At 56.7% G+C, this 18,308-nt stretch carries 19 protein-coding genes; 13 read left to right on the forward strand and 6 right to left on the reverse strand.

Annotated elements, in window-relative coordinates:
- Nucleotides 1–3 precede the first annotated feature (3 nt).
- Nucleotides 4–1,347 (reverse strand): Na(+)-translocating NADH-quinone reductase subunit A, encoded by a 1,344-nt coding sequence (locus ACVDG4_RS15420; RefSeq protein WP_447235726.1) that lies wholly within the window; start codon nucleotides 1,345–1,347, stop codon nucleotides 4–6.
- Nucleotides 1,348–1,510: 163 nt separating this feature from the next.
- Between ACVDG4_RS15420 and ACVDG4_RS15425 the strand changes: the two genes are divergently transcribed.
- On the forward strand, nucleotides 1,511–2,551 hold the full coding sequence (locus ACVDG4_RS15425; protein ID WP_447235913.1) for an FAD:protein FMN transferase: 1,041 nt from the start codon (nucleotides 1,511–1,513) through the stop codon (nucleotides 2,549–2,551).
- A gap of 24 nt (nucleotides 2,552–2,575) precedes the next feature.
- Complete coding sequence (gene nqrM / locus ACVDG4_RS15430; RefSeq protein ID WP_447235727.1) at nucleotides 2,576–2,806, forward strand: (Na+)-NQR maturation NqrM; 231 nt, start codon at nucleotides 2,576–2,578, stop codon at nucleotides 2,804–2,806.
- A 27-nt stretch (nucleotides 2,807–2,833) separates the two neighbouring features.
- Here the strand turns inward: nqrM and ACVDG4_RS15435 are convergent, their stop codons facing one another.
- Nucleotides 2,834–3,010, reverse strand: coding sequence for a hypothetical protein (locus ACVDG4_RS15435; RefSeq protein WP_306147570.1), 177 nt, complete (start codon nucleotides 3,008–3,010; stop codon nucleotides 2,834–2,836).
- An 84-nt stretch (nucleotides 3,011–3,094) separates the two neighbouring features.
- On the opposite strand from ACVDG4_RS15435, the gene ACVDG4_RS15440 reads away from it, so the two are divergent.
- Nucleotides 3,095–3,616 (forward strand): CBS domain-containing protein, encoded by a 522-nt coding sequence (locus ACVDG4_RS15440; RefSeq protein WP_133951880.1) that lies wholly within the window; start codon nucleotides 3,095–3,097, stop codon nucleotides 3,614–3,616.
- Nucleotides 3,617–3,712: 96 nt separating this feature from the next.
- On the opposite strand, the gene ACVDG4_RS15445 is transcribed toward ACVDG4_RS15440, so the two are convergent.
- The gene (locus ACVDG4_RS15445; protein WP_008189344.1) at nucleotides 3,713–4,363 is read right to left on the reverse strand and encodes a peroxiredoxin; all 651 of its coding nucleotides are present in this window, start codon (nucleotides 4,361–4,363) and stop codon (nucleotides 3,713–3,715) included.
- A 115-nt stretch (nucleotides 4,364–4,478) separates the two neighbouring features.
- Nucleotides 4,479–5,138: a GntR family transcriptional regulator gene (locus ACVDG4_RS15450; RefSeq protein ID WP_447235728.1), complete on the reverse strand. Its 660-nt coding sequence runs from the start codon at nucleotides 5,136–5,138 to the stop codon at nucleotides 4,479–4,481.
- A 153-nt stretch (nucleotides 5,139–5,291) separates the two neighbouring features.
- Here ACVDG4_RS15450 and ACVDG4_RS15455 point away from each other — a divergent pair, with 153 nt between their 5' ends.
- The 10 genes from ACVDG4_RS15455 to ACVDG4_RS15500 all read left to right on the forward strand — a co-directional run bounded on the left by ACVDG4_RS15455 (nucleotide 5,292) and on the right by ACVDG4_RS15500 (nucleotide 15,174).
- Nucleotides 5,292–6,092, forward strand: a complete 801-nt coding sequence (locus ACVDG4_RS15455) for a transporter substrate-binding domain-containing protein (protein ID WP_209179635.1) — start codon at nucleotides 5,292–5,294, stop codon at nucleotides 6,090–6,092.
- Nucleotides 6,093–6,244: 152 nt separating this feature from the next.
- Nucleotides 6,245–6,907, forward strand: coding sequence for an amino acid ABC transporter permease (locus ACVDG4_RS15460; protein WP_447235729.1), 663 nt, complete (start codon nucleotides 6,245–6,247; stop codon nucleotides 6,905–6,907).
- A gap of 10 nt (nucleotides 6,908–6,917) precedes the next feature.
- Nucleotides 6,918–7,580 carry an amino acid ABC transporter permease gene (locus ACVDG4_RS15465; RefSeq protein WP_447235730.1) on the forward strand — a complete coding sequence of 221 codons (663 nt, stop codon included), beginning with the start codon at nucleotides 6,918–6,920 and terminating at the stop codon, nucleotides 7,578–7,580.
- Entirely contained in the window at nucleotides 7,577–8,299 is a 723-nt protein-coding gene (locus ACVDG4_RS15470; RefSeq protein WP_447235731.1) for an amino acid ABC transporter ATP-binding protein, read from the forward strand. The genes ACVDG4_RS15465 and ACVDG4_RS15470 overlap by 4 nt, the downstream gene beginning before the upstream one ends.
- Nucleotides 8,300–8,383: 84 nt before the next feature.
- A complete protein-coding gene (locus ACVDG4_RS15475) occupies nucleotides 8,384–9,343 on the forward strand; it encodes a dihydrodipicolinate synthase family protein (protein ID WP_447235732.1) in 960 nt (319 codons plus the stop codon).
- Nucleotides 9,334–10,266 carry a 4-hydroxyproline epimerase gene (locus ACVDG4_RS15480; RefSeq protein WP_447235733.1) on the forward strand — a complete coding sequence of 311 codons (933 nt, stop codon included), beginning with the start codon at nucleotides 9,334–9,336 and terminating at the stop codon, nucleotides 10,264–10,266. The genes ACVDG4_RS15475 and ACVDG4_RS15480 overlap by 10 nt, the downstream gene beginning before the upstream one ends.
- Before the next feature lie 14 nt (nucleotides 10,267–10,280).
- The gene (locus ACVDG4_RS15485) at nucleotides 10,281–11,711 is read left to right on the forward strand and encodes an aldehyde dehydrogenase family protein (RefSeq protein ID WP_447235734.1); all 1,431 of its coding nucleotides are present in this window, start codon (nucleotides 10,281–10,283) and stop codon (nucleotides 11,709–11,711) included.
- 66 nt (nucleotides 11,712–11,777) lie between these two features.
- The gene (locus ACVDG4_RS15490; protein WP_447235735.1) at nucleotides 11,778–13,013 is read left to right on the forward strand and encodes an NAD(P)/FAD-dependent oxidoreductase; all 1,236 of its coding nucleotides are present in this window, start codon (nucleotides 11,778–11,780) and stop codon (nucleotides 13,011–13,013) included.
- 22 nt (nucleotides 13,014–13,035) lie between these two features.
- Nucleotides 13,036–14,139: a cis-3-hydroxy-L-proline dehydratase gene (locus tag ACVDG4_RS15495; protein ID WP_447235736.1), complete on the forward strand. Its 1,104-nt coding sequence runs from the start codon at nucleotides 13,036–13,038 to the stop codon at nucleotides 14,137–14,139.
- Between the two features lie 9 nt (nucleotides 14,140–14,148).
- Nucleotides 14,149–15,174, forward strand: a complete 1,026-nt coding sequence (locus ACVDG4_RS15500; RefSeq protein WP_447235737.1) for a trans-3-hydroxy-L-proline dehydratase — start codon at nucleotides 14,149–14,151, stop codon at nucleotides 15,172–15,174.
- Nucleotides 15,175–15,280: 106 nt separating this feature from the next.
- Here the strand turns inward: ACVDG4_RS15500 and guaD are convergent, their stop codons facing one another.
- Nucleotides 15,281–16,630: a guanine deaminase gene (gene guaD / locus ACVDG4_RS15505; RefSeq protein ID WP_447235738.1), complete on the reverse strand. Its 1,350-nt coding sequence runs from the start codon at nucleotides 16,628–16,630 to the stop codon at nucleotides 15,281–15,283.
- Between the two features lie 68 nt (nucleotides 16,631–16,698).
- Nucleotides 16,699–18,282, reverse strand: coding sequence for a permease family protein (locus tag ACVDG4_RS15510; RefSeq protein ID WP_447235739.1), 1,584 nt, complete (start codon nucleotides 18,280–18,282; stop codon nucleotides 16,699–16,701).
- Nucleotides 18,283–18,308 lie beyond the last annotated feature (26 nt).

The raw sequence follows: 18,308 nt of genomic DNA on the forward strand, positions 1-18,308 counted from the left end.
GGCCTAGCCCTCCTTTTCGATTTTGGTGAGGCAATCGCGAAGCGCCATGCCATATTCATACTTGGCTGGACAAGCAAAGCCCACCAGACCCAAATCTTCTTCATCCAGTTCCAGCGCCCCAAGGGCCTGTGCCTGATCTGTATCCATAACCAGCAGGGAACGCAAAAGCTGGGTGGGTAGAAAATCCTGCGGCATCAATTCCTCAAAGGTGCCAATCGGCACCATGGCGCGCCGTCCACCGTTCAAATTGGACGTCAACGCGTAGAGTTTCTTTGAGAAAGCCGAGCCCAAGACAGGTTGGAGTGCAAACTTGGACGGCATTGGCCGGATCCAACCCATCGGGATCTGTTTGTGATCTTCCTCGATCAAGGTCATCTGCCGTGCATAGCGTCCAAGATAGGCGCTTACGCCCTCTCCCAATCGGCCGCTCAACACTGACCCGGAGATCATTCGAACCGGAACATCGCCTGAAATTTCACCGTTACTCAATTCGATCATTGAAGCACCGGAGATAGTGCGGATCAAACGCGGCTTGGTGCACAACGGTCCCGACAGAGCAATGATTCTTGAGGAGTCCAGCTTACCGGTTTCAAGAAGACGTCCGATCGCGATGACGTCCTGGTATCCAATGGTCCAGACCGTCTTTTCTGCGCTTGGCGTGTCCAAGAAGTGAATATGCGTTCCTGCAAGTCCCGCCGGATGCGGGCCGGAAAACCCTGCAACTTCGATCCCAGGCATCGTGAGGCCGGGAATATTGGCTCCGGTTTCACAGCACAAATAGGTCTTGCCCGAACTTAACGTTGCAACAGCGGCTAGGCCTTTTTCAAACGCTTCAGCCTGGTCCGCGATCACGATCGTCGGATCGGCGGTCAAGGGCTCCGTGTCCATGGCTGTCACGAAAATGGCAGCAGGACGCGAGTCCGGGTCAGGAACTTTCGAATAGGGACGCGTGCGGAATGATGTCCAAAGCCCGGATGCACACAGACGTTCTGTCAGACCTTCCGGCGTTGCGGCATCACCAATGTCTGAGAAGGCAACCGGATCAGCAGCTGTCGCATCAACTTCGATTTCGACGCTGATGAGAACACGGCGTGCACCGCGGTTAACTGCCTTCACCCGGCCAGAAACCGGAGCCGTGACCATAACGTCAGGCGTGTCCTTGTGGAAGAAAACAGGCGCACCCGCCCCGACCGCGTCACCTTCTTGAACGAGCAGACGAGGCTTCAATCCGATATAGTCTGCCGCAATGACTGCAGCGTTCTGGATCTTGTCCTTTGCGTCAATTTCTTGAACCGGCGCTCCCGTGATGGGTAGATCAAGACCTTTTTTCAGCTTAAAACTTTGCACGCATCCGGCCTCCAGAATTCGTTAGGGCGCCATATGCTATGTTTTCACGAGTTGAAAAAGCATTTTTTTGCCCTAGTCGTCCATTTTTTTGTTGAATCGGTCCTGAAAACCAATGAAAAGCGCCGCAGAACGCGCGACACTTTTCGCACATGATCAATCGGAGATGCATACCGTGCCAAACAATATCGTATTTTCCCGGCGCAGCTTCATCCTGATGTCGCTGACCTTGGCGGCCTGTAAAGGTGGATCGGATATCGTTGAGCTTTCCGGCTCTACGATGGGAACCAGCTACACAGTAACCGGGGTTGATCATAATCGGAATGTTGACCAGGCAGCGCTTAAGAAAGCGTTGGAGTCAAGCTTGGCTCAGGTCAACGCTCAAATGTCCAACTGGGACGCATCCTCGGAAGTTTCGCGCTTCAATGCGCTGCGCTCCACCGCGCCGGTTACGGTCTCCGAAGGTTTTGCGGAAGTTGTCCGCGTTTCTCGTGAGATCAACACTGCCAGTGCCGGCCAGTTCGACATCACACTTGGCCCGGTAATCGAAGCCTGGGGATTTGGTTCCAAAGGCGGAGGCCGCCCGGCAACAGCTGAAGCAAACGCTTTGGCAGCCGCGCGCAAGGTTTCCGGCCAAACAGATGGCCTCAAAGTCGACGGTACGCAAATCAGCAAAAGCCATCCGGAAGCCGAACTCTACCTGCCATCCATCGGCAAGGGGTATGGCGTCGACCAGATGGCCAAAGTCGTTGCCTCCTTTGGCATCAGCGATTTCATGGTCGAGATCGGCGGCGACCTCTATGTTTCCGGGCGCAACGCTGACAGCATGGATTGGCAAATCGGTATCGAGACACCGACCGCTTACACTCGTTCCGCATACCAGGTAGCCAGCGTCACCAACATGGGCATGGCGACATCCGGCGACTACAGAAACTATTTTGAACGCGACGGCAAACGGTTCTCCCACATCATCGATGCACACACTGGAGCGCCGATCACCCACAAGACGGCATCCGCAACGGTGCTTGCTGAAAACACCATGCTTGCGGACGCCTGGTCGACCGCTATGTTGGTGCTCGGAACCGAGCGTGGTTTGGAAATCGCGAATCAACGTGATATTGCTGTTCTGTTCATTGATCGCAGCACCGATGCAGAAAACGGCTTCGCTTCAGTCGCCAGCGACAAGTTCAAGCAACTTCAGGCCTGATAACCGAATCAAAGGGTATCCATCGTGGAAACGTTTGTTCTGGCTTTCGCGCTGCTCTTGACCGTCATCCTTGGTATGGCGATCGGCGTGATTTTTTCTGGCAGAACAATCAAGGGAAGCTGCGGTGGATTGAACGCAATTTCCGGCGCAGACCATTGCATGGTTTGCAATAAGGAAATCGACCCGGATAGCCCGCTCCGCGACCGCCTGCAGTGCCCACGCGCACGCAAGCAACTTGCTGAAATGGAAGGCTAACCCCCAGATTCGGCCGGTGCCTTTGATCTATTGTACCGGAATAAAGGCGACCAACGCCAAACATCCACCGGCAGCAAGACCATAGGCCCACAACTGCCAGCTCGGTCCTTCCTTCACCCAAACCCGCCGATATTGGTACCCGGAAAAGCACGCGATGACGAAGATGATCGTCGCGGCCAGCGGCGTAAGCGTGAAGTCAGCCAATTTCTAGAGTTCCTTAAACCGCTGAGTTTCGGGTAAGCTGTTCGTCCATGTCATACTTGGACATAGCAACAGGGAGCGATATTCATGCCGAGCTCTTATCAGGCCCCAAGCCGAAAAGACAAGATTCAAGAAAAGACACACAGCCAGACCCCTGTAACGAATGCGTCGGCAGAAACCGCGACCGTCGGCAAGATTTTGGAGTCCAAGGGCAAGGACGTATTTTCCTTGAGGCCCCAAAACACGCTTCATGAAGCTGTTGTACAGCTGAAAGAAAAGCGGATTGGTGCCTTGATCGTCAAAGATGCTGCCGGAAAGCTTCAAGGCATCTTGTCTGAACGAGACATTGTGCGGCGTCTTGCAGAGACACCCGGTCAAACACTTTCGCAGAAAGTGGAAGACATCATGACCCGGGACGTAAAAACCTGCTCCCCGGAAGACCGATTGATTTCAGTTCTTCAAACCATGACCAAAGGCAAATTCCGGCACATGCCGGTGGTCAACGGCGATATTGTGGTCGGGATCGTGACGATCGGCGATGTCGTCAATTACCGGCTGCAGGAGCTCGAGTACGAATCGCTTCAGCTCAAACAGCTGATCGTCGGCTAACGCTCTTCAGAAGAAGCCTCGCAGAGACCGAAAGTCCCGCGAGGCTTGCTTGCCAAATGTCCAAGCTCTCAGATCCCAGAGAGAAGCCGTATTGTCTTAAGCCGGCATTTTGGTTTTACGCAGGTAAGGCAGAACCGCGTCAAATGTGCCGAACTTTGCCTTCGCATCTTCATCACTCACGCTTGGCGGAATGATAACATCCTGACCAACCTCCCAGTTGGCGGGCGTTGCGACACCTTTCGCAGAGGTTTGCAGCGCGTCGAGCGCGCGCAGAACTTCGGCAAAGTTCCGGCCAACAGTCATCGGGTACGTCATTGATAGCTTCAACTGCTTGTCCGGACCAATGATGAACACGGAGCGTACAGTCGCGCTGTCAGCCGGTGTCCGGCCATCCGGGAGATAAGCTTCAGCCGGCAGCATGTCGAATGCCTTTGAAACGGCCAAACCTTCATCTGCGATGATTGGGAAACCAGCTGCCGCGCCACCCACTTTCTCAATGTCGGTCTTCCATTTCTTATGATCTTCCGCGCTGTCCACAGAAACGCCGATGACCTTCGTACCGCGCTTTTCCCACTCAGCCGCCAGCTGCGCTACAGCGCCAAATTCCGTGGTGCAGACCGGTGTGAAGTCTTTCGGATGGCTGAAAAGGATCGCCCAGCTGTCGCCAATCCAGTCGTGAAATGTGATTTGCCCCTGATCCGTTTCAGCGGTGAAATTCGGAACAACATCATTGATACGAAGTGACATGACAAAGGTGTCCTTTCAGCAGAAAACTAAAACATAGCCATCAGCGAGACGGGGCTGAGGCCGCTCTGTGTTACGCCTATGTAAGCGGGAAGACAAACAGAACAATGAGATGGCTTCAAGCTTTCGGCAAAAACTGAAGCAGCGACTGTTTCGCACCCTCGATATGAGCCTTGGTCAACTCGGCCGCCGTGTCAGCCTCACCGCTCTCACAAGCATCAAGAATGGCGAAATGCTCCCGGCCGGCTCGCTCCATCCCATTGCTCATGACAAGTTGAGCCCGGATCTGCCGCTCAACCCGATCGATCGCATTTCCGGCAATTTCCAGGAAGTAACTGAGATTGCTCGCGCTATAGAGCGTCTCATGAAAATCTCTGTTCAGGTTGCCCCATTCCATCGGGTCTTTGGACTCTGAAAATGCGGAACACTTCGCGCGCGCTTGGTCCAGCACTTCTTTGGACATCCTCGGCACAGCGTTCTTGATGATCTCAGGTTCCACAAGTGCTCGAAGGTTGAAGATTTCTTCAACCTCCTCCGGCGACAGACCGGCGACCACCGCGCCTTTGTACCGCTGCGTTTTCACCAGGCCCTGTTCCTCAAGCCGTGAAATCGCTTCGCGAACAGGAATCCGGCTCGTGTTGAAAAGGCGCGCTATTTCATCCTGACGAAGGGGTTCACCCTCCTCCAGCTGCCCTTCGATAATGGCGTTCCGCAAAGCATCAAAGACAATCGACGAGGCCGATGCTGTGGCGGAAATATCCATTGATTTCAGTTTCATACCAACGCCTCTCCATTCCCCGTCTTTTTTAATCGAACGCCCCGGTCCGGTACAGCAGGAACTTTTTTGAATATTTTATATTGAATATTGGATCCAATTTAGATTATCAATTTGGCGCTGACCAAAAATCTTCGAAAAGAAGAGGGGAAAATCATGTTCAGGAATTTCACGGCCGCCGCGCTGTTCTCACTCGCAGCTGCGCTTCCAACCCAGGCAGATACGCTCGATGATGTCGTCGATCGCGGGGAGCTGCGCTGCGGCGTTGTGCTCGACTTTCCGCCAATCGGATATCGGGACGCCAACAACGAACCGGCGGGTTTTGACGTCGACTACTGCAAGGACCTCGCTGCCGCGCTTGAGGTCGAGGCAACCATTTATCCGGTCACCTGGGCCGAGCGCCTGCCGGTCATCGTAACGGGCAGGGCCGATGTTGTCTTTGGCGCAACATCCGACAGTCTGGCGCGCGCACGCACCGTCGGCTTCACAATTCCTTACGCGATCTACTACGCGCAAGGTGTTGTCAACGCTGACAGCGGTATCGAATCTTTTGAAGACATCCGCGGCAAGCGTGTTGCGGGAGCGATTGGCACTGTCCCGGAACAAGAGTGGCTGAAAATCGCCGAGGAATGGGGTGAAGAGCATCTCTACCAAGGCTATCAGTCCGAAAACGAAGTCTTTCTCGCCGTCGCACAGGGCAAGGCCGATATCGGCATCACGACAAATACGGCCGTAAAGCCAATCACCGAACAATATGACACCGTTCTTGCGGGGCCGCGCATGCCCTGGACCACAGACTACACATCGGTTGTCGGCAAGCGCGAAGACGTGACCTGGCTGAACTTCCTCAACCTCTTCGTCACACACCAAGTCCGTTCCGGCCGTTATGCGGAGCTCTGGGGCAAATATGTCGGTGGTGAAGCGCCTGAACTGCGCATCCCGGGCGTCATGTACTGACGTCCTGCAGGGCATACCGCCTCTCCCACCGCGGCATGCCCTGCAACCTTGTTCCCGAAAACATTCGCGGCCATTGACCCGATGGCTTCGCAAAACCTCAATCCGCAGCCATCCAACCCGCATTGTGCTGGATCTGCCGGAGCATCCTGAGAATGTTTGACTACAATTTCCATTGGCGGCCGGTGATGAAAAGCCTGCCCGATCTTCTGGAAGCGGGCCTGCTCACGCTGCAAGTCGCGACGCTTTCGATGATCATCGGCATCATCATCGGTCTCGCTTTGGCGCTCATTCGCCTGCACTTGCGAGGACCGCTGCATTGGCTCGCATCGGCGTGGATCGAGTTGGCCCGCAACACCCCTGCCCTGTTCCAACTGTTCTTTTTCGGGTTCGGGCTTGGCGCGTTCGGTTTGCACCTGTCGCCGTTCACCATCGTTCTGGCCGGTCTCAGTTTCAATTGCGCCGGATACCTTGCTGAGAATTTTCGAGGCGGGTTTCAGTCGGTCCCAGACACGCAACTGCGCGCGGCGCGCAGTCTCGGCATGTCCGCTTGGCAGGCCCACACCCGGATCATCATCCCGCAAGTGTTCCGCATCGTGTACCACCCGCTCACCAACCAGCTGGTCTGGGCTGTCTTGATGTCTTCGCTCGGCATGCTTGTCGGGTTTCGTGAGCTAAGCGGCGAAACCCAATTCTTCGCCAGCCGGACCTTCCGCATCTTCGAATATTTCGCCGTGACCGCGATCATCTACTACGTGATCGTCAAGGTCATCCTCGGGGCATCCCGGCTGCTCGCCTGGCGTTTGTTCCGGTACTGAGGAGGCTGATATGCAACAATCCATAAGTTTCTTCAGCGGATTTGGTATCAACGACCTGTGGTTCTTGGGCGAAGCAGCCCTCCGGACCCTCTGGATTTCCGCAGTCTCGATATCCGCCGGCACGGTTCTTGGAATTCTCTTCGGCTGGATCCTTTATGAGGCGAATTTCCTCGGCGCTGTCACCCTGGCCCCGGTTCTGGATATCTTCCGCTCCGTACCACTGATCATCCAGCTGGTTCTCTTCTACAATTTCGCTCCGATCATCGGACTGGATTTTGGTCCGTTCGGCTCCGGCGTTGTCGTGTTGACGATCTACACGGCGTCGCTTGTTGCGAACGTTGCCCGCGGCGGCATCGAGGCCGTCGGAAAACCGATGCGCCGGGCGGCCCGTTCACTCGGCATGAGCTACTGGCAGGACATGCGCCATGTAGTTCTCCCGATCGGTGGCCGTGCCGTCTTCCCCTCGTGGGTTGGTGTTGCCCTCGGCGTGATGAAGGACAGCGCGTTGGTCTCTGTCCTTGGCTATGTCGAACTCCTGAAAGCCAGCCAGATCCTCATCACAAGGACACAGGAACCCTTCCTGATCCTCGCTATCGCTGGCGCGTTCTATTTCGCGCTGTCCTATCCGATCTCGCGCTATGCCGCACAACTGGAAAAAAGGTGGGCCCAATGATCGAGATTCGCGGTCTTGAGAAATACTTCGGCGCGCTTCAGGTCCTCAAAGGCATCGACCTTGACGTTGCAAAAGGCGAAGTTCTGTCTGTCATTGGAGCATCAGGCTCCGGCAAATCGACGCTGCTCTACTGCATCAATGGCCTGGAACCGATCCAAAAAGGATCTGTTGCTGTCGACGGAACCGACGTCCATGACAAAGCGACCGACATCAACAAACTGCGCCAGAAACTCGGCATGGTGTTTCAGCAATGGAACAGTTTCCCGCATCTAACAGCGTTGGAAAACGTCGCTCTGTCGCCTCGGATTGTAAAAGGCAAGTCACGGTCGGATGCCCAAGAAATTGCCGAACAGCAGCTCAAACATGTTGGATTGGCAGACAAGCTCAATGTCTATCCGAATGCATTATCGGGCGGGCAGCAGCAGCGGCTCGCCATCGCACGCGCCCTTGCGATGGAACCAACCTACATGTTGTTCGATGAGGCTACATCGGCACTCGATCCGGAACTGGTTGGCGAAGTTCTCGATACCATGCGCCTGCTCGCCGAAGAAGGCATGACGATGATCTGCGTGACCCACGAAATGGGCTTCGCGCGTGATGTCTCCGATCGGGTCGCCTATTTTCATCACGGCGTCATGGAAGAGATTGGCCCTCCAGGTCAGGTCTTTGGTGATCCGCAGTCCGAGCACACGCGCAAGTTCCTGTCCAACGTCCGCTAAACAGCACTGTTTCAAAATTCGGCCCCAACGGTTTACGCTCAGAATTTCCGGCGGCCGTCCGGCTCGACTCCAAAGGAGAAGGCAATGTCCTCAAACATCTTTTCAGGCACCATTCCCGCACTGATGACCCCTTGCAACGCAGACCGGACACCGGACTTCGATGCCTTGGTAAAGAAGGGCCAAGAACTCATTTCAAAGGGCATGTCCGCCGTCGTTTACTGCGGCTCCATGGGCGACTGGCCGCTTTTGACTGATGAAGAACGGATGGAAGGCGTTGAGCGCCTCGTCAAGGCCGGAGTGCCGACAATTGTCGGCACAGGCGCGGTCAACACAAAGTCAGCCGTGGCCCATGCGGCCCACGCGGCAAAGGTCGGGGCCCATGGCTTGATGGTTATCCCACGGGTCCTGTCCCGCGGCATTTCTCCGATTGCCCAGCGCAATCACTTCAGCGCAATTCTGTCTGCGGCGCCAAACCTTCCGGCCGTCATTTACAACAGTCCCTATTATGGTTTTGCGACCCGCGCCGATCTGTTCTTTGACTTGCGCAAGGAGTTCCCGAGCCTGATCGGCTTCAAGGAATTCGGCGGTCACGATGACCTGCGCTATGCGGCGGAAAACATCACGTCCCAGGACGCTGATGTAACTTTGATGGTGGGGGTCGACACAGCTGTCTACCACGGCTTCGTCAATTGCGGTGCAACCGGAGCCATCACCGGCATTGGCAATGCCCTTCCGGATGCCGTTCTGCATCTTGTGGCTCTCTGCAAAAAAGCAGCGGAAGGAAACGCCGAAGCGCGGACCCGCGCGAAAGAACTGGAAGAAGCGCTTGGTGTCCTTTCCAGCTTCGATGAAGGGCCGGATCTTGTGCTCTACTACAAGCACCTGATGGTGCTGAACGGCGAAGACGAATACCGGCTGCATTTCAATGAAACCGACGCTCTGACGGATGCACAACGCGGTTACATCGAAGCACAATATCAGCTTTTCAAAGCCTGGTATGCCGACTGGTGTGGACAAGGCGGAGTGCTAGCGGAATGCGCGTAATCGACAGCCATACCGCAGGCGAACCAACCCGGCTGGTGGTGGATGGAGGTCCGGATCTTGGGTCCGGTTCCCTGACCGAAAAGGCTGCCCGGCTGGAAGCCGAGCATATGGATTTCTGCGCTTCCGTCGTGCTCGAGCCGCGCGGCCATGATGCGATCATTGGCGCCTTGCTACTGCCGCCGAGCCAGCCGGATTGCACCGCGGCCGTGATCTATTTCAACAACCTGCAAAACCTTGGCATGTGCGGACACGCGACCATTGGCCTTGCGGCAACACTGGCGCACATGGGCCGGATTGCACCCGGCCGGCACAAGTTTGAGACACCGGTTGGCATCGTGGACGTGGATCTCCAGGACGCCAACACCGTGTCCGTGGTGAACGTTGAAAGCTATCGCCTTCACAAGGGCATTTCGGTTGACGTTCCGGGCCAGGGCAAAGTTACCGGAGATGTTGCCTGGGGCGGGAACTGGTTCTTTCTCGTCAAGGACAGCCCGATTGAGCTCACACTGGACAACGTTTCGGCCCTGACGGCCTACACAAAGAGCATCCGGCAAGCGCTCGAAAATGCGGGCGTAACCGGTACGGGCGGTGCATGGGTCGATCACATCGAACTCTTCGGACCACCGAAAGGTCCAACCGCACAGAGCAGAAATTTCGTGCTGTGCCCCGGCGGGGCTTATGACCGCTCCCCTTGTGGCACGGGATGTTCTGCCAAACTAGCCTGTCTTGCAGAAGATGGTGTGCTAGCGCCTGGAGAAGACTGGATCCAGGAGAGTGTCATCGGCAGCACTTACCGGATCAGCTACCAGCCGGGCACCAGCAAAGGCGTCATTCCAACGATCACCGGACAGGCTTTTGTCACCTCGGACGCACACCTCATTTTCAATCCCGCCGACCCCTATCGATTGGGGATCCGGCCCTAAAACTGGACGTCATCATGGATTACAAGAACTTCATCGGCGGAGCATGGCTTGCGACAGCCGAGAGTACTCCCAACGTGAACCCGTCGGACACGACCGACATTCTTGGCCATGCAGCCAAGGGGACTGTGGCGGATCTCGACAAGGCCATCGACGCTGCGCATGCAGCGGCTCCAGAGTGGGCAGCTTCCACGCCACAGCAAAGGTTCGACGTACTCGATTTCATCGGAACGGAAATTCTGGCGCGCAAGGAAGAGCTCGGCACGTTGCTTTCCAGGGAGGAAGGCAAGACACTGCCAGAGGGGATTGGTGAAGCCGCGCGTGCGGGCCAGATCTTCAAGTTCTTTGCCGGCGAAGCGCTTCGCCAAACGGGTGACCGGCTCGATTCTGTCCGGCCTGGCGTGGAGATCGATATCACCCGCGCACCGGTCGGCGTCATCGGATTGATCACACCATGGAATTTTCCGATCGCCATTCCAGCCTGGAAGCTCGCACCGGCGCTTTGCTACGGCAACACCGTCATATTGAAACCGGCGGAACTGGTGCCTGGATGCGCCCATGCGCTGGTCGAGATCATTTCCCGATCCGGCTTGCCAGTTGGTGTCGTAAACTTGGTCATGGGCCGGGGCTCGGAACTCGGCCCGCGCATGATCGACAGCGACAAGGTCAACGCGATTTCCTTCACCGGCTCGGTGCCGACGGGCCGCGAGATCGCTGCGGCCTGCGGAGCAAACCTAAAAAAGGTTCAGCTGGAAATGGGCGGCAAGAACCCAATGGTGGTTCTAGACGACGCAGATTTGGAACTTGCCGTCGATGCCTGCTTGAATGGTGCTTTCTTCTCCACTGGTCAGCGCTGCACCGCTAGCTCCCGGTTGATCGTCACAGAGAAAATCCACGATCAGTTTGTGGCAACGCTCTACGATCGGATGATGGCGCTCAAGGTTGGTCATGCCTTAGAATCCGGCATACAGATGGGCCCCGTGGTCGATCACCGTCAGCTCGACCAGAACCTTTCTTATGTCGACATCGCGGGCAACGAAGGTGGCAAGGTTCTGGGCGGCCAACAACTGAAGCTCGCCACAAGTGGTTTCTTTATGGCTCCGGCCTTGATCACGGAAACCACCAACGCCATGCGGATCAACCGTGAGGAAGTGTTTGGGCCGGTCGCGTCCGTCATCAGGGTCAAGGACTATGACGAAGCCCTTGCCACCGCCAATGATACGGAATTCGGTCTCAGCGCAGGCATCTGCACCACCTCGCTGAAACACGCGCAACATTTCAAAAGGAATGCCCAAGCCGGAATGGTGATGGTCAATCTTCCAACCGCTGGCGTCGACTACCACGTTCCGTTTGGCGGAACGAAAGGCTCCAGCATTGGCTCCCGCGAGCAGGGACGCTACGCCGCGGAATTCTATACGACGGTTAAGACTGCGTACACCCTCCCATAAGCCTGTTCCTGTCCCGCCAATGACCGCCCGGCGGGACAGCCACTCAAGTTTCAAGTGGATCCCAACGTGCAAGACGTGATTGTCATCGGAGCCGGCGTTATCGGCATCTCCGCAGCCCTCGCCCTTCAGGCGGACGGCTGCAAGGTGACCGTCCTCGACCGGCAAGACAGCAGTCCAAGAGCCTCGGACATGAACGCCGGTGCTTTTGCCTTTGCGGACATCATGCCGCTTGCCGCGCCTGGCATCATGCGCAAGGCGCCCAAGTGGCTACTGGATCCCTTGGGACCTTTGTCCGTTCCCCCTGCTTATGCGTTCAAGATCCTTCCCTGGCTGGTCCGCTTCTGGCGTTCCAGCCTGCCCGACAGATACCGGAAAAGCCTCGCGGCACAGGCCAGCTTGATGACGTTGTCGCAGAGCGCGCTGGAAAGACTGATCAGCGACACTTCAGCTGACGATCTGATCCACAGAGACGGCCAGATGCAGCTTTACGAGGGCGAGCGTGAGTTTCAGACGAGCCTTTCCGGCTGGGAGTTGCGCCGGAAACATGGGGTCAATTTCACGCTTCTAAAGTCCGCGGAAGAGATCGCGGACATTCAGCCCGGCATCGATAGTCGCTTTTCTTTCGCCGGCTTCACGCCGGATTGGATCAACACCTGTGATCCAGCGGCCTGGCTTTCCCATTTGACGGCTGCCTTCCGCACGCGCGGCGGAAACGTGATCGAAGCAAATGCAACGCAGCTCCGGTCAACGGGCAACCGGGTTGAGATCCAATCAGTAAATGGGACCCACTTCGCGTCGCAGGTGATTGTTGCTGCCGGTGCCTGGTCGCACCAATTGGCCAAGACGTTCGGCGACACGATCCCGCTGGAAACCGAGCGCGGTTACAACACAACACTTCCGGCAACTGACTTCGATTTGAAGACGCACCTCACCTTCCCGGACCATGGCTTTGTCGTCACCCGCATTAACGACGGCATCCGGGTCGGCGGGGCAGTTGAATTGGGCGGTTTGAAGCTTCCCGCCAACTACAAGCGGGCCGAGATCCTTCTTGAAAAGGCCAGATCCTTTTTGCCTGGGCTAGATAAGAAAACCGGACACCAATGGATGGGGTTCCGCCCCTCTTTGCCGGACAGCCTTCCGGTGATCGGGCACTCATCCAAAGACAAACGAGTTATCTACGCCTTTGGACACGGCCACCTCGGACTGACCCAATCCGCTGGCACTGCTGAATTGGTCCGCGCATTCGTCGCGGGCACAGAGTTCCCCATCGACCCTGCGGTGTATTCGCCAAACCGCTTCTAAAACCCTTCATCGGAGGAACACCATGAAAATCACCGCGATCAATGTCTACCAGGTGGATCTTCCCCTAAAGGAGGGCCGGTACAGCTGGTCGAATGGCAATTTCATCGACGTCTTCGACAGCACCGTAGTTGAACTTTTGACCGATGATGGCCTCACAGGCTATGCAGAATGCTGCCCGCTCGGATCAGCCTATCTGCCAAGTTATGCCCTTGGCGTGCGCTCAGGTATCCAGGAGCTGGCACCGCATTTGATCGGCCTGGATCCACTCAATATCGGCGAAGTCAACCGCGTTATGGACGCCGCCTTGCGCGGTCATCCTTACGCAAAAGCACCAATCGACATTGCCTGCTGGGATCTCCTGGGCAAGGTAACCGGCCAACCGGTCTATACGCTGCTGGGTGGCGCAGCGCAAGACGATGTTGTGCTCTACCGGGCGATCAGCCAGGAAGCACCTGAAACCATGGCCGCCAAAATCGAAGGCTATGCGGCAGACGGTTACTCCAAGTTTCAGCTGAAAGTCGGCGGCGACGCCAATGACGATATCGAGCGCATCCGGGCTACACGAGCGGTCTTGAAACCCTCAGACATTCTGGTTGCCGACGCCAACACAGGCTGGACCCGGCATGAGGCGGCACGTGTTGTTGGCGCGGTCTCTGCGCTGGATGTCTATATCGAGCAACCCTGCCTGACATACGAAGAGAGCGTGTCCATCAGGCGCCGCACGGCCCTGCCGTTCATTCTGGATGAAGTCATCGACGGGCCGAACATGCTGGTCCGCGGCCTCGCCGAAGATGCCATGGATTGCATCAACCTGAAGATTTCCAAGGTCGGCGGCTTAACCAAGGCTAAACTCATGCGAGATTTGTGTGTTGTGCACGGCATCCCGATGACCATCGAAGACACATGGGGCGGCGACATCACCACAGCTACGATTGCCCATCTGGCCCGGTCGACACCGTCCGAGTTCACCTTCTCCGCCACAGACTTCAACAGCTATGGCACAGTCGATATCGCTGAAGGTGCGCCAAAACGCGAGAACGGCCGAATGACCGCTTCAAACCGGCCAGGCCTCGGCATCACACCGATCTTCGACGCGCTTGGCGATCCCGTCGCCTCCTATTCGTGAGGTATCCATATGCGCAGCTTGAAAACCGTGCACGTGATTTCCTGCCATGCCGAGGGTGAAGTCGGAGATGTGATTGTTGGCGGTGTCGCGCCACCGCCCGGAGAGACCCTCTGGGATCAGCGCAGCTTCATCGCGCAGGATCAGACCCTTCGAAACTTCGTCTTGAACGAGCCGCGAGGCGGTGTCTTCCGGCATGTCAATCTTCTGGTGCACCCGAAACATCCGGATGCCGATGCAGCTTTCATCATCATGGAGCCGGACGATACGCCCCCCATGTCCGGCTCCAATTCGATCTGCGTCTCGACGGTCCTTTTGGACAGCGGCATCATCGAAATGAAAGAGCCGGTCACCGAGCTAACCCTCGAAGCGCCAGGCGGACTGGTGCGCGTGCGGGCCGACTGCCGAAATGGCAAGGCTGAGCGTATCCATGTCCGGAACGTTGCCAGCTTTGCCGACAAGCTATCCGTCCCACTGGAGGTCGACGGACTGGGCACGTTGATGGTCGATACGGCCTTTGGCGGCGACAGTTTCGTGGTTGTCGATGCAGCGTCACTCGGATTTGAAATTACAGAGAGCGAGGCGAAAGACATCGCCCATCTCGGCGTCCGCATCACCAATGCCGCCAATGAACAACTGGGGTTCAAGCATCCCAAGATGCCGGACTGGTCCCACATTTCCTTTTGCGCGTTTGCAGGAATCCTGTCGGAAACCCCAACAGGCTTTTCGGCTCGGTCCGCTGTTGCCATTCAACCGGGCAAAGTCGACCGTTCACCCACCGGAACAGCCGTATCCGCGCGGATGGCCCTGCTCCATTCCCGCGGTCACATGAAAGCCGGTCAAACTTTGGAAGCGACATCCATCATCGGCTCGACATTCACGGGCAAAATTGGTGGAGAAACGTCGGTTGGCGAAAAGCCTGCCATTCTCCCCGAGATCAGCGGCCGCGGATGGATCACCGGGATCCACCAGCACATGCTGGACCCGGATGATCCCTGGCCCACCGGTTATCGCCTCAGCGACACCTGGGGGGCTTAAGCGCCACAACGGCCATTCAGGTAGACCGGTCATCAGATTACGTTGTGACCAAGACAGCCCTGACGAACGCTAGTGAGTTCGCCGGAGCTGCTTTCCTCCTAAACAATCAGGCAAGCTCCAGAACACGTTCAAACTCAGGTATCGCCATTGCTCGGCGCCCGGATTTTTGAGGCTGGCCCGCAACATAGACCTCCTCAACGGCACGATCATCGCCAAGCATTTGCAGGATAAACAGCTCTTCGGAGAGGTTTGATGCACGTTCCATACGCAGAGCCATCGCATCTGTGGCTTTGGAATTCAGCACGACCACATCGGCTTCCGTACCCGCATCCAGGGTTCCGATCTTGTCTTCCATGCCAAGCGCCACAGCGTTGCCACGGGTCATCCAATGGAAGGCACGAAGTGGATGAAGCTTCTGGTCTTGCAGCTGCAGGATCTTGTAACCCTCGTTCAGCGTCTGCAGCATCGAATAGCTGGTCCCGGCGCCGATATCCGTTGCAATGGCACTGACAATCCCCTTCTGGCGCATCTTCTCTTCATTGAACAGACCGCTGCCCAGAAAGAGGTTTGAGGTCGGACAGAACACCGGGCGCGATCCGGTTTCCGCCATCACGGCAACCTCGCGCAGCTCCAGATGGATCGAGTGACCGAGCAACATCTTGTCGCTCAGCAGGTCATATCTTTGATAGACATCGAGATAGTCCCGCGCCTCCGGATAAAGCTCCAGTGTGTAGGCAATCTCGTTTTTACTCTCAGACAGATGCGTCTGCACGAAACAATCTGGATGTTCATGCACCAAGGCCCGCGTCATGTCCATTTGTTTTGACGTTGAGGTGATCGCAAACCGGGGTGTGATGGCATAACTGGCGCGTCCTTTGCCATGCCATTTGGCGATCAGTTCCTTGGTGTCATCATAGCCGCTTTTCGGTGTGTCACGCAGCCCGTCAGGTGCGTTCCGGTCCATCAGTACCTTGCCACCGATCACCCGCATATTGCGCTGTTCGGCCTCTTCGAAATAGGCTTCCGCAGAGCCCTTGTGAACGGAGCAATAGGCAACGGCAGTGGTCGTTCCGTGGTTCGTCAGCAGGTCGAAAAACCGGCAGGCCATGGCCGCTGCGTGGTCATCATCGGAAAATCGCGTCTCTTCCGGAAATGTATATGTGTTCAGCCAGTCAAGCAGCTGTGCGCCCCAAGATGCGATTACCTGAACCTGCGGGAAATGGATATGGGTGTCGATGAACCCGGCCATCAGCAGATGCGGGCGATGGTCGACGATCTCCGCCCCAGTGGCATCGCCGATCAGATCGCTGAAATCGCCTCTCGCACGGATCATTCCGTTTTCAACCAGCAATGCGCCGTCTTCGATGTAATCGTAGGCGGACGTGTCTTCGGCTCCGAAAGGCTCCGCATTAAACGTCAAAAGGCGTCCCCGGAGCATCAGGCGATCAGATTGCATGGTCACATCTTTCTGAAGGTTTGGATGCCGGGGCAGAGTGCCTGCCCCGGCGTTTATTTCAGCTTGGATCACTCGCCCGGTGCGGCTTGCGGGCGGGGCAGTCCTTCTGCTTCCGGCACAATCGCTTCTTCCTTGTGGAAGATCGGATAGATGACAAGGAAGGCAGCGGCGATCAGATAACCGAGGCTGACGGCGCCAAACTCGGGCAGGTGCAAGGTTGCCGAATGGATCACACCCAGCGACGCCATCACAAAGGCCGCAAAGGCAAAGCCAGCAGCGATCCGGAATTTGCCATCAATGACACTTGCAACGATTGCGCCCCAGATCAGTCCAGTCAGGATCGCACCCTGGCTCAGGGCCAAATGACCAGCGTAATGCGCGCCTTGTTGCATCAGTGCAGCCGTCAGCTCCGGCGAGCCCAGCGGCAGAACGTCCTGAGCTCCAGTTGCGTTCAGCGCGCCCATCAAGGAACCCCATTTCACCACCAGAAACGCGGAGACATGCGGCATCATCGCGATTGTGACGGCCGCCATATGCTCAACCTTGACGGCATGCGCGGTGTTGGTGATGAGGCTGAGGGCAACGAACACCAGAACCGGCGCAGCTGCGGCAACTGGGATCAGATTGCTCAAGAAGGCGAGGAACCCGAACATGGCCGCCAGCGGAATGACAATGCCGACACCGATGATGTAACCGGAATGAGCCCCCATCCGCTTGTAGGCCGGGTGTCCAATATAGGCGGTGGTCGGGAACGGCGAACCGAACAGCGCACCCACAATGGTGCCAGCGCCGTCGGTGATCTGACAGGCTGCAACCGGATAATGGTCCCCAGCCGCTTCCGCGCTTTCCACATTGTTCATCGTTTCGATGAAGTTGTAGATCTGGACTGGCACTAGAACCAGAAACAGTTCTGGGTTGGCGAAGAGGTGCTGGATCCCAGCGATCAGATCCCCGAAGTACGGCAATGGCGGATAGAAGCCGACACCTTCAAAACTGATCGAGGATTGACCGATCAAGAGAGCAACGACCGTTCCGATGATCAGAGCCAACAACCCTGCCGGGATGTTGAAAGGCAAACGGAAACGGCCAACCAGTCCCCAGAGGATGATGATCATCGACGCAAAGCCAATGAACGGGTTTTCAAAGATGGTCGCAAGGGGGACCGAACCAATGAACACCAGCGCAATGCCGCACAATGTGCCGAGCATGCCTGCGCGCGGAGTCACCTTTTTAAGCCACGGACCGATGATGGCGCCCAGCGCTGCCACGATGCCGCCAAGGAAGCCGGCGCCGATACCGACCTGCCACGCCAGAACCGGATCGTTCGTGGACCAGTAGATCGGCCCGATCACCCCGAAGAGATAGACGAACATCACCGGAGTGGAGATGCCGTAGGGAAGTGCAGTTACTTCCCGACCGTGTTGTGCGGCCGCGCGTCTTGCGAGCAAGACATAGACGGCCACGCCGGCCAGAATTGCCACAGCGGCGCCTGGAATGATCCGGCCATAGACAATCTCCGCCGGCATTTGAAAGACGAACTGACAGATGCCCGCAAGCACCATCAGATTGACAAGGTTGTCGGTGAACAGTGCCCAAAAGGCGCTAAAATCGCCCCTTGAGAACAGTTTGTAATCGTAACTCCCAACCCGCATACCGGGTCTCCTTTCAGTCAAAAAGG

The organism is Roseibium sp. MB-4 (genome assembly GCF_053005265.1).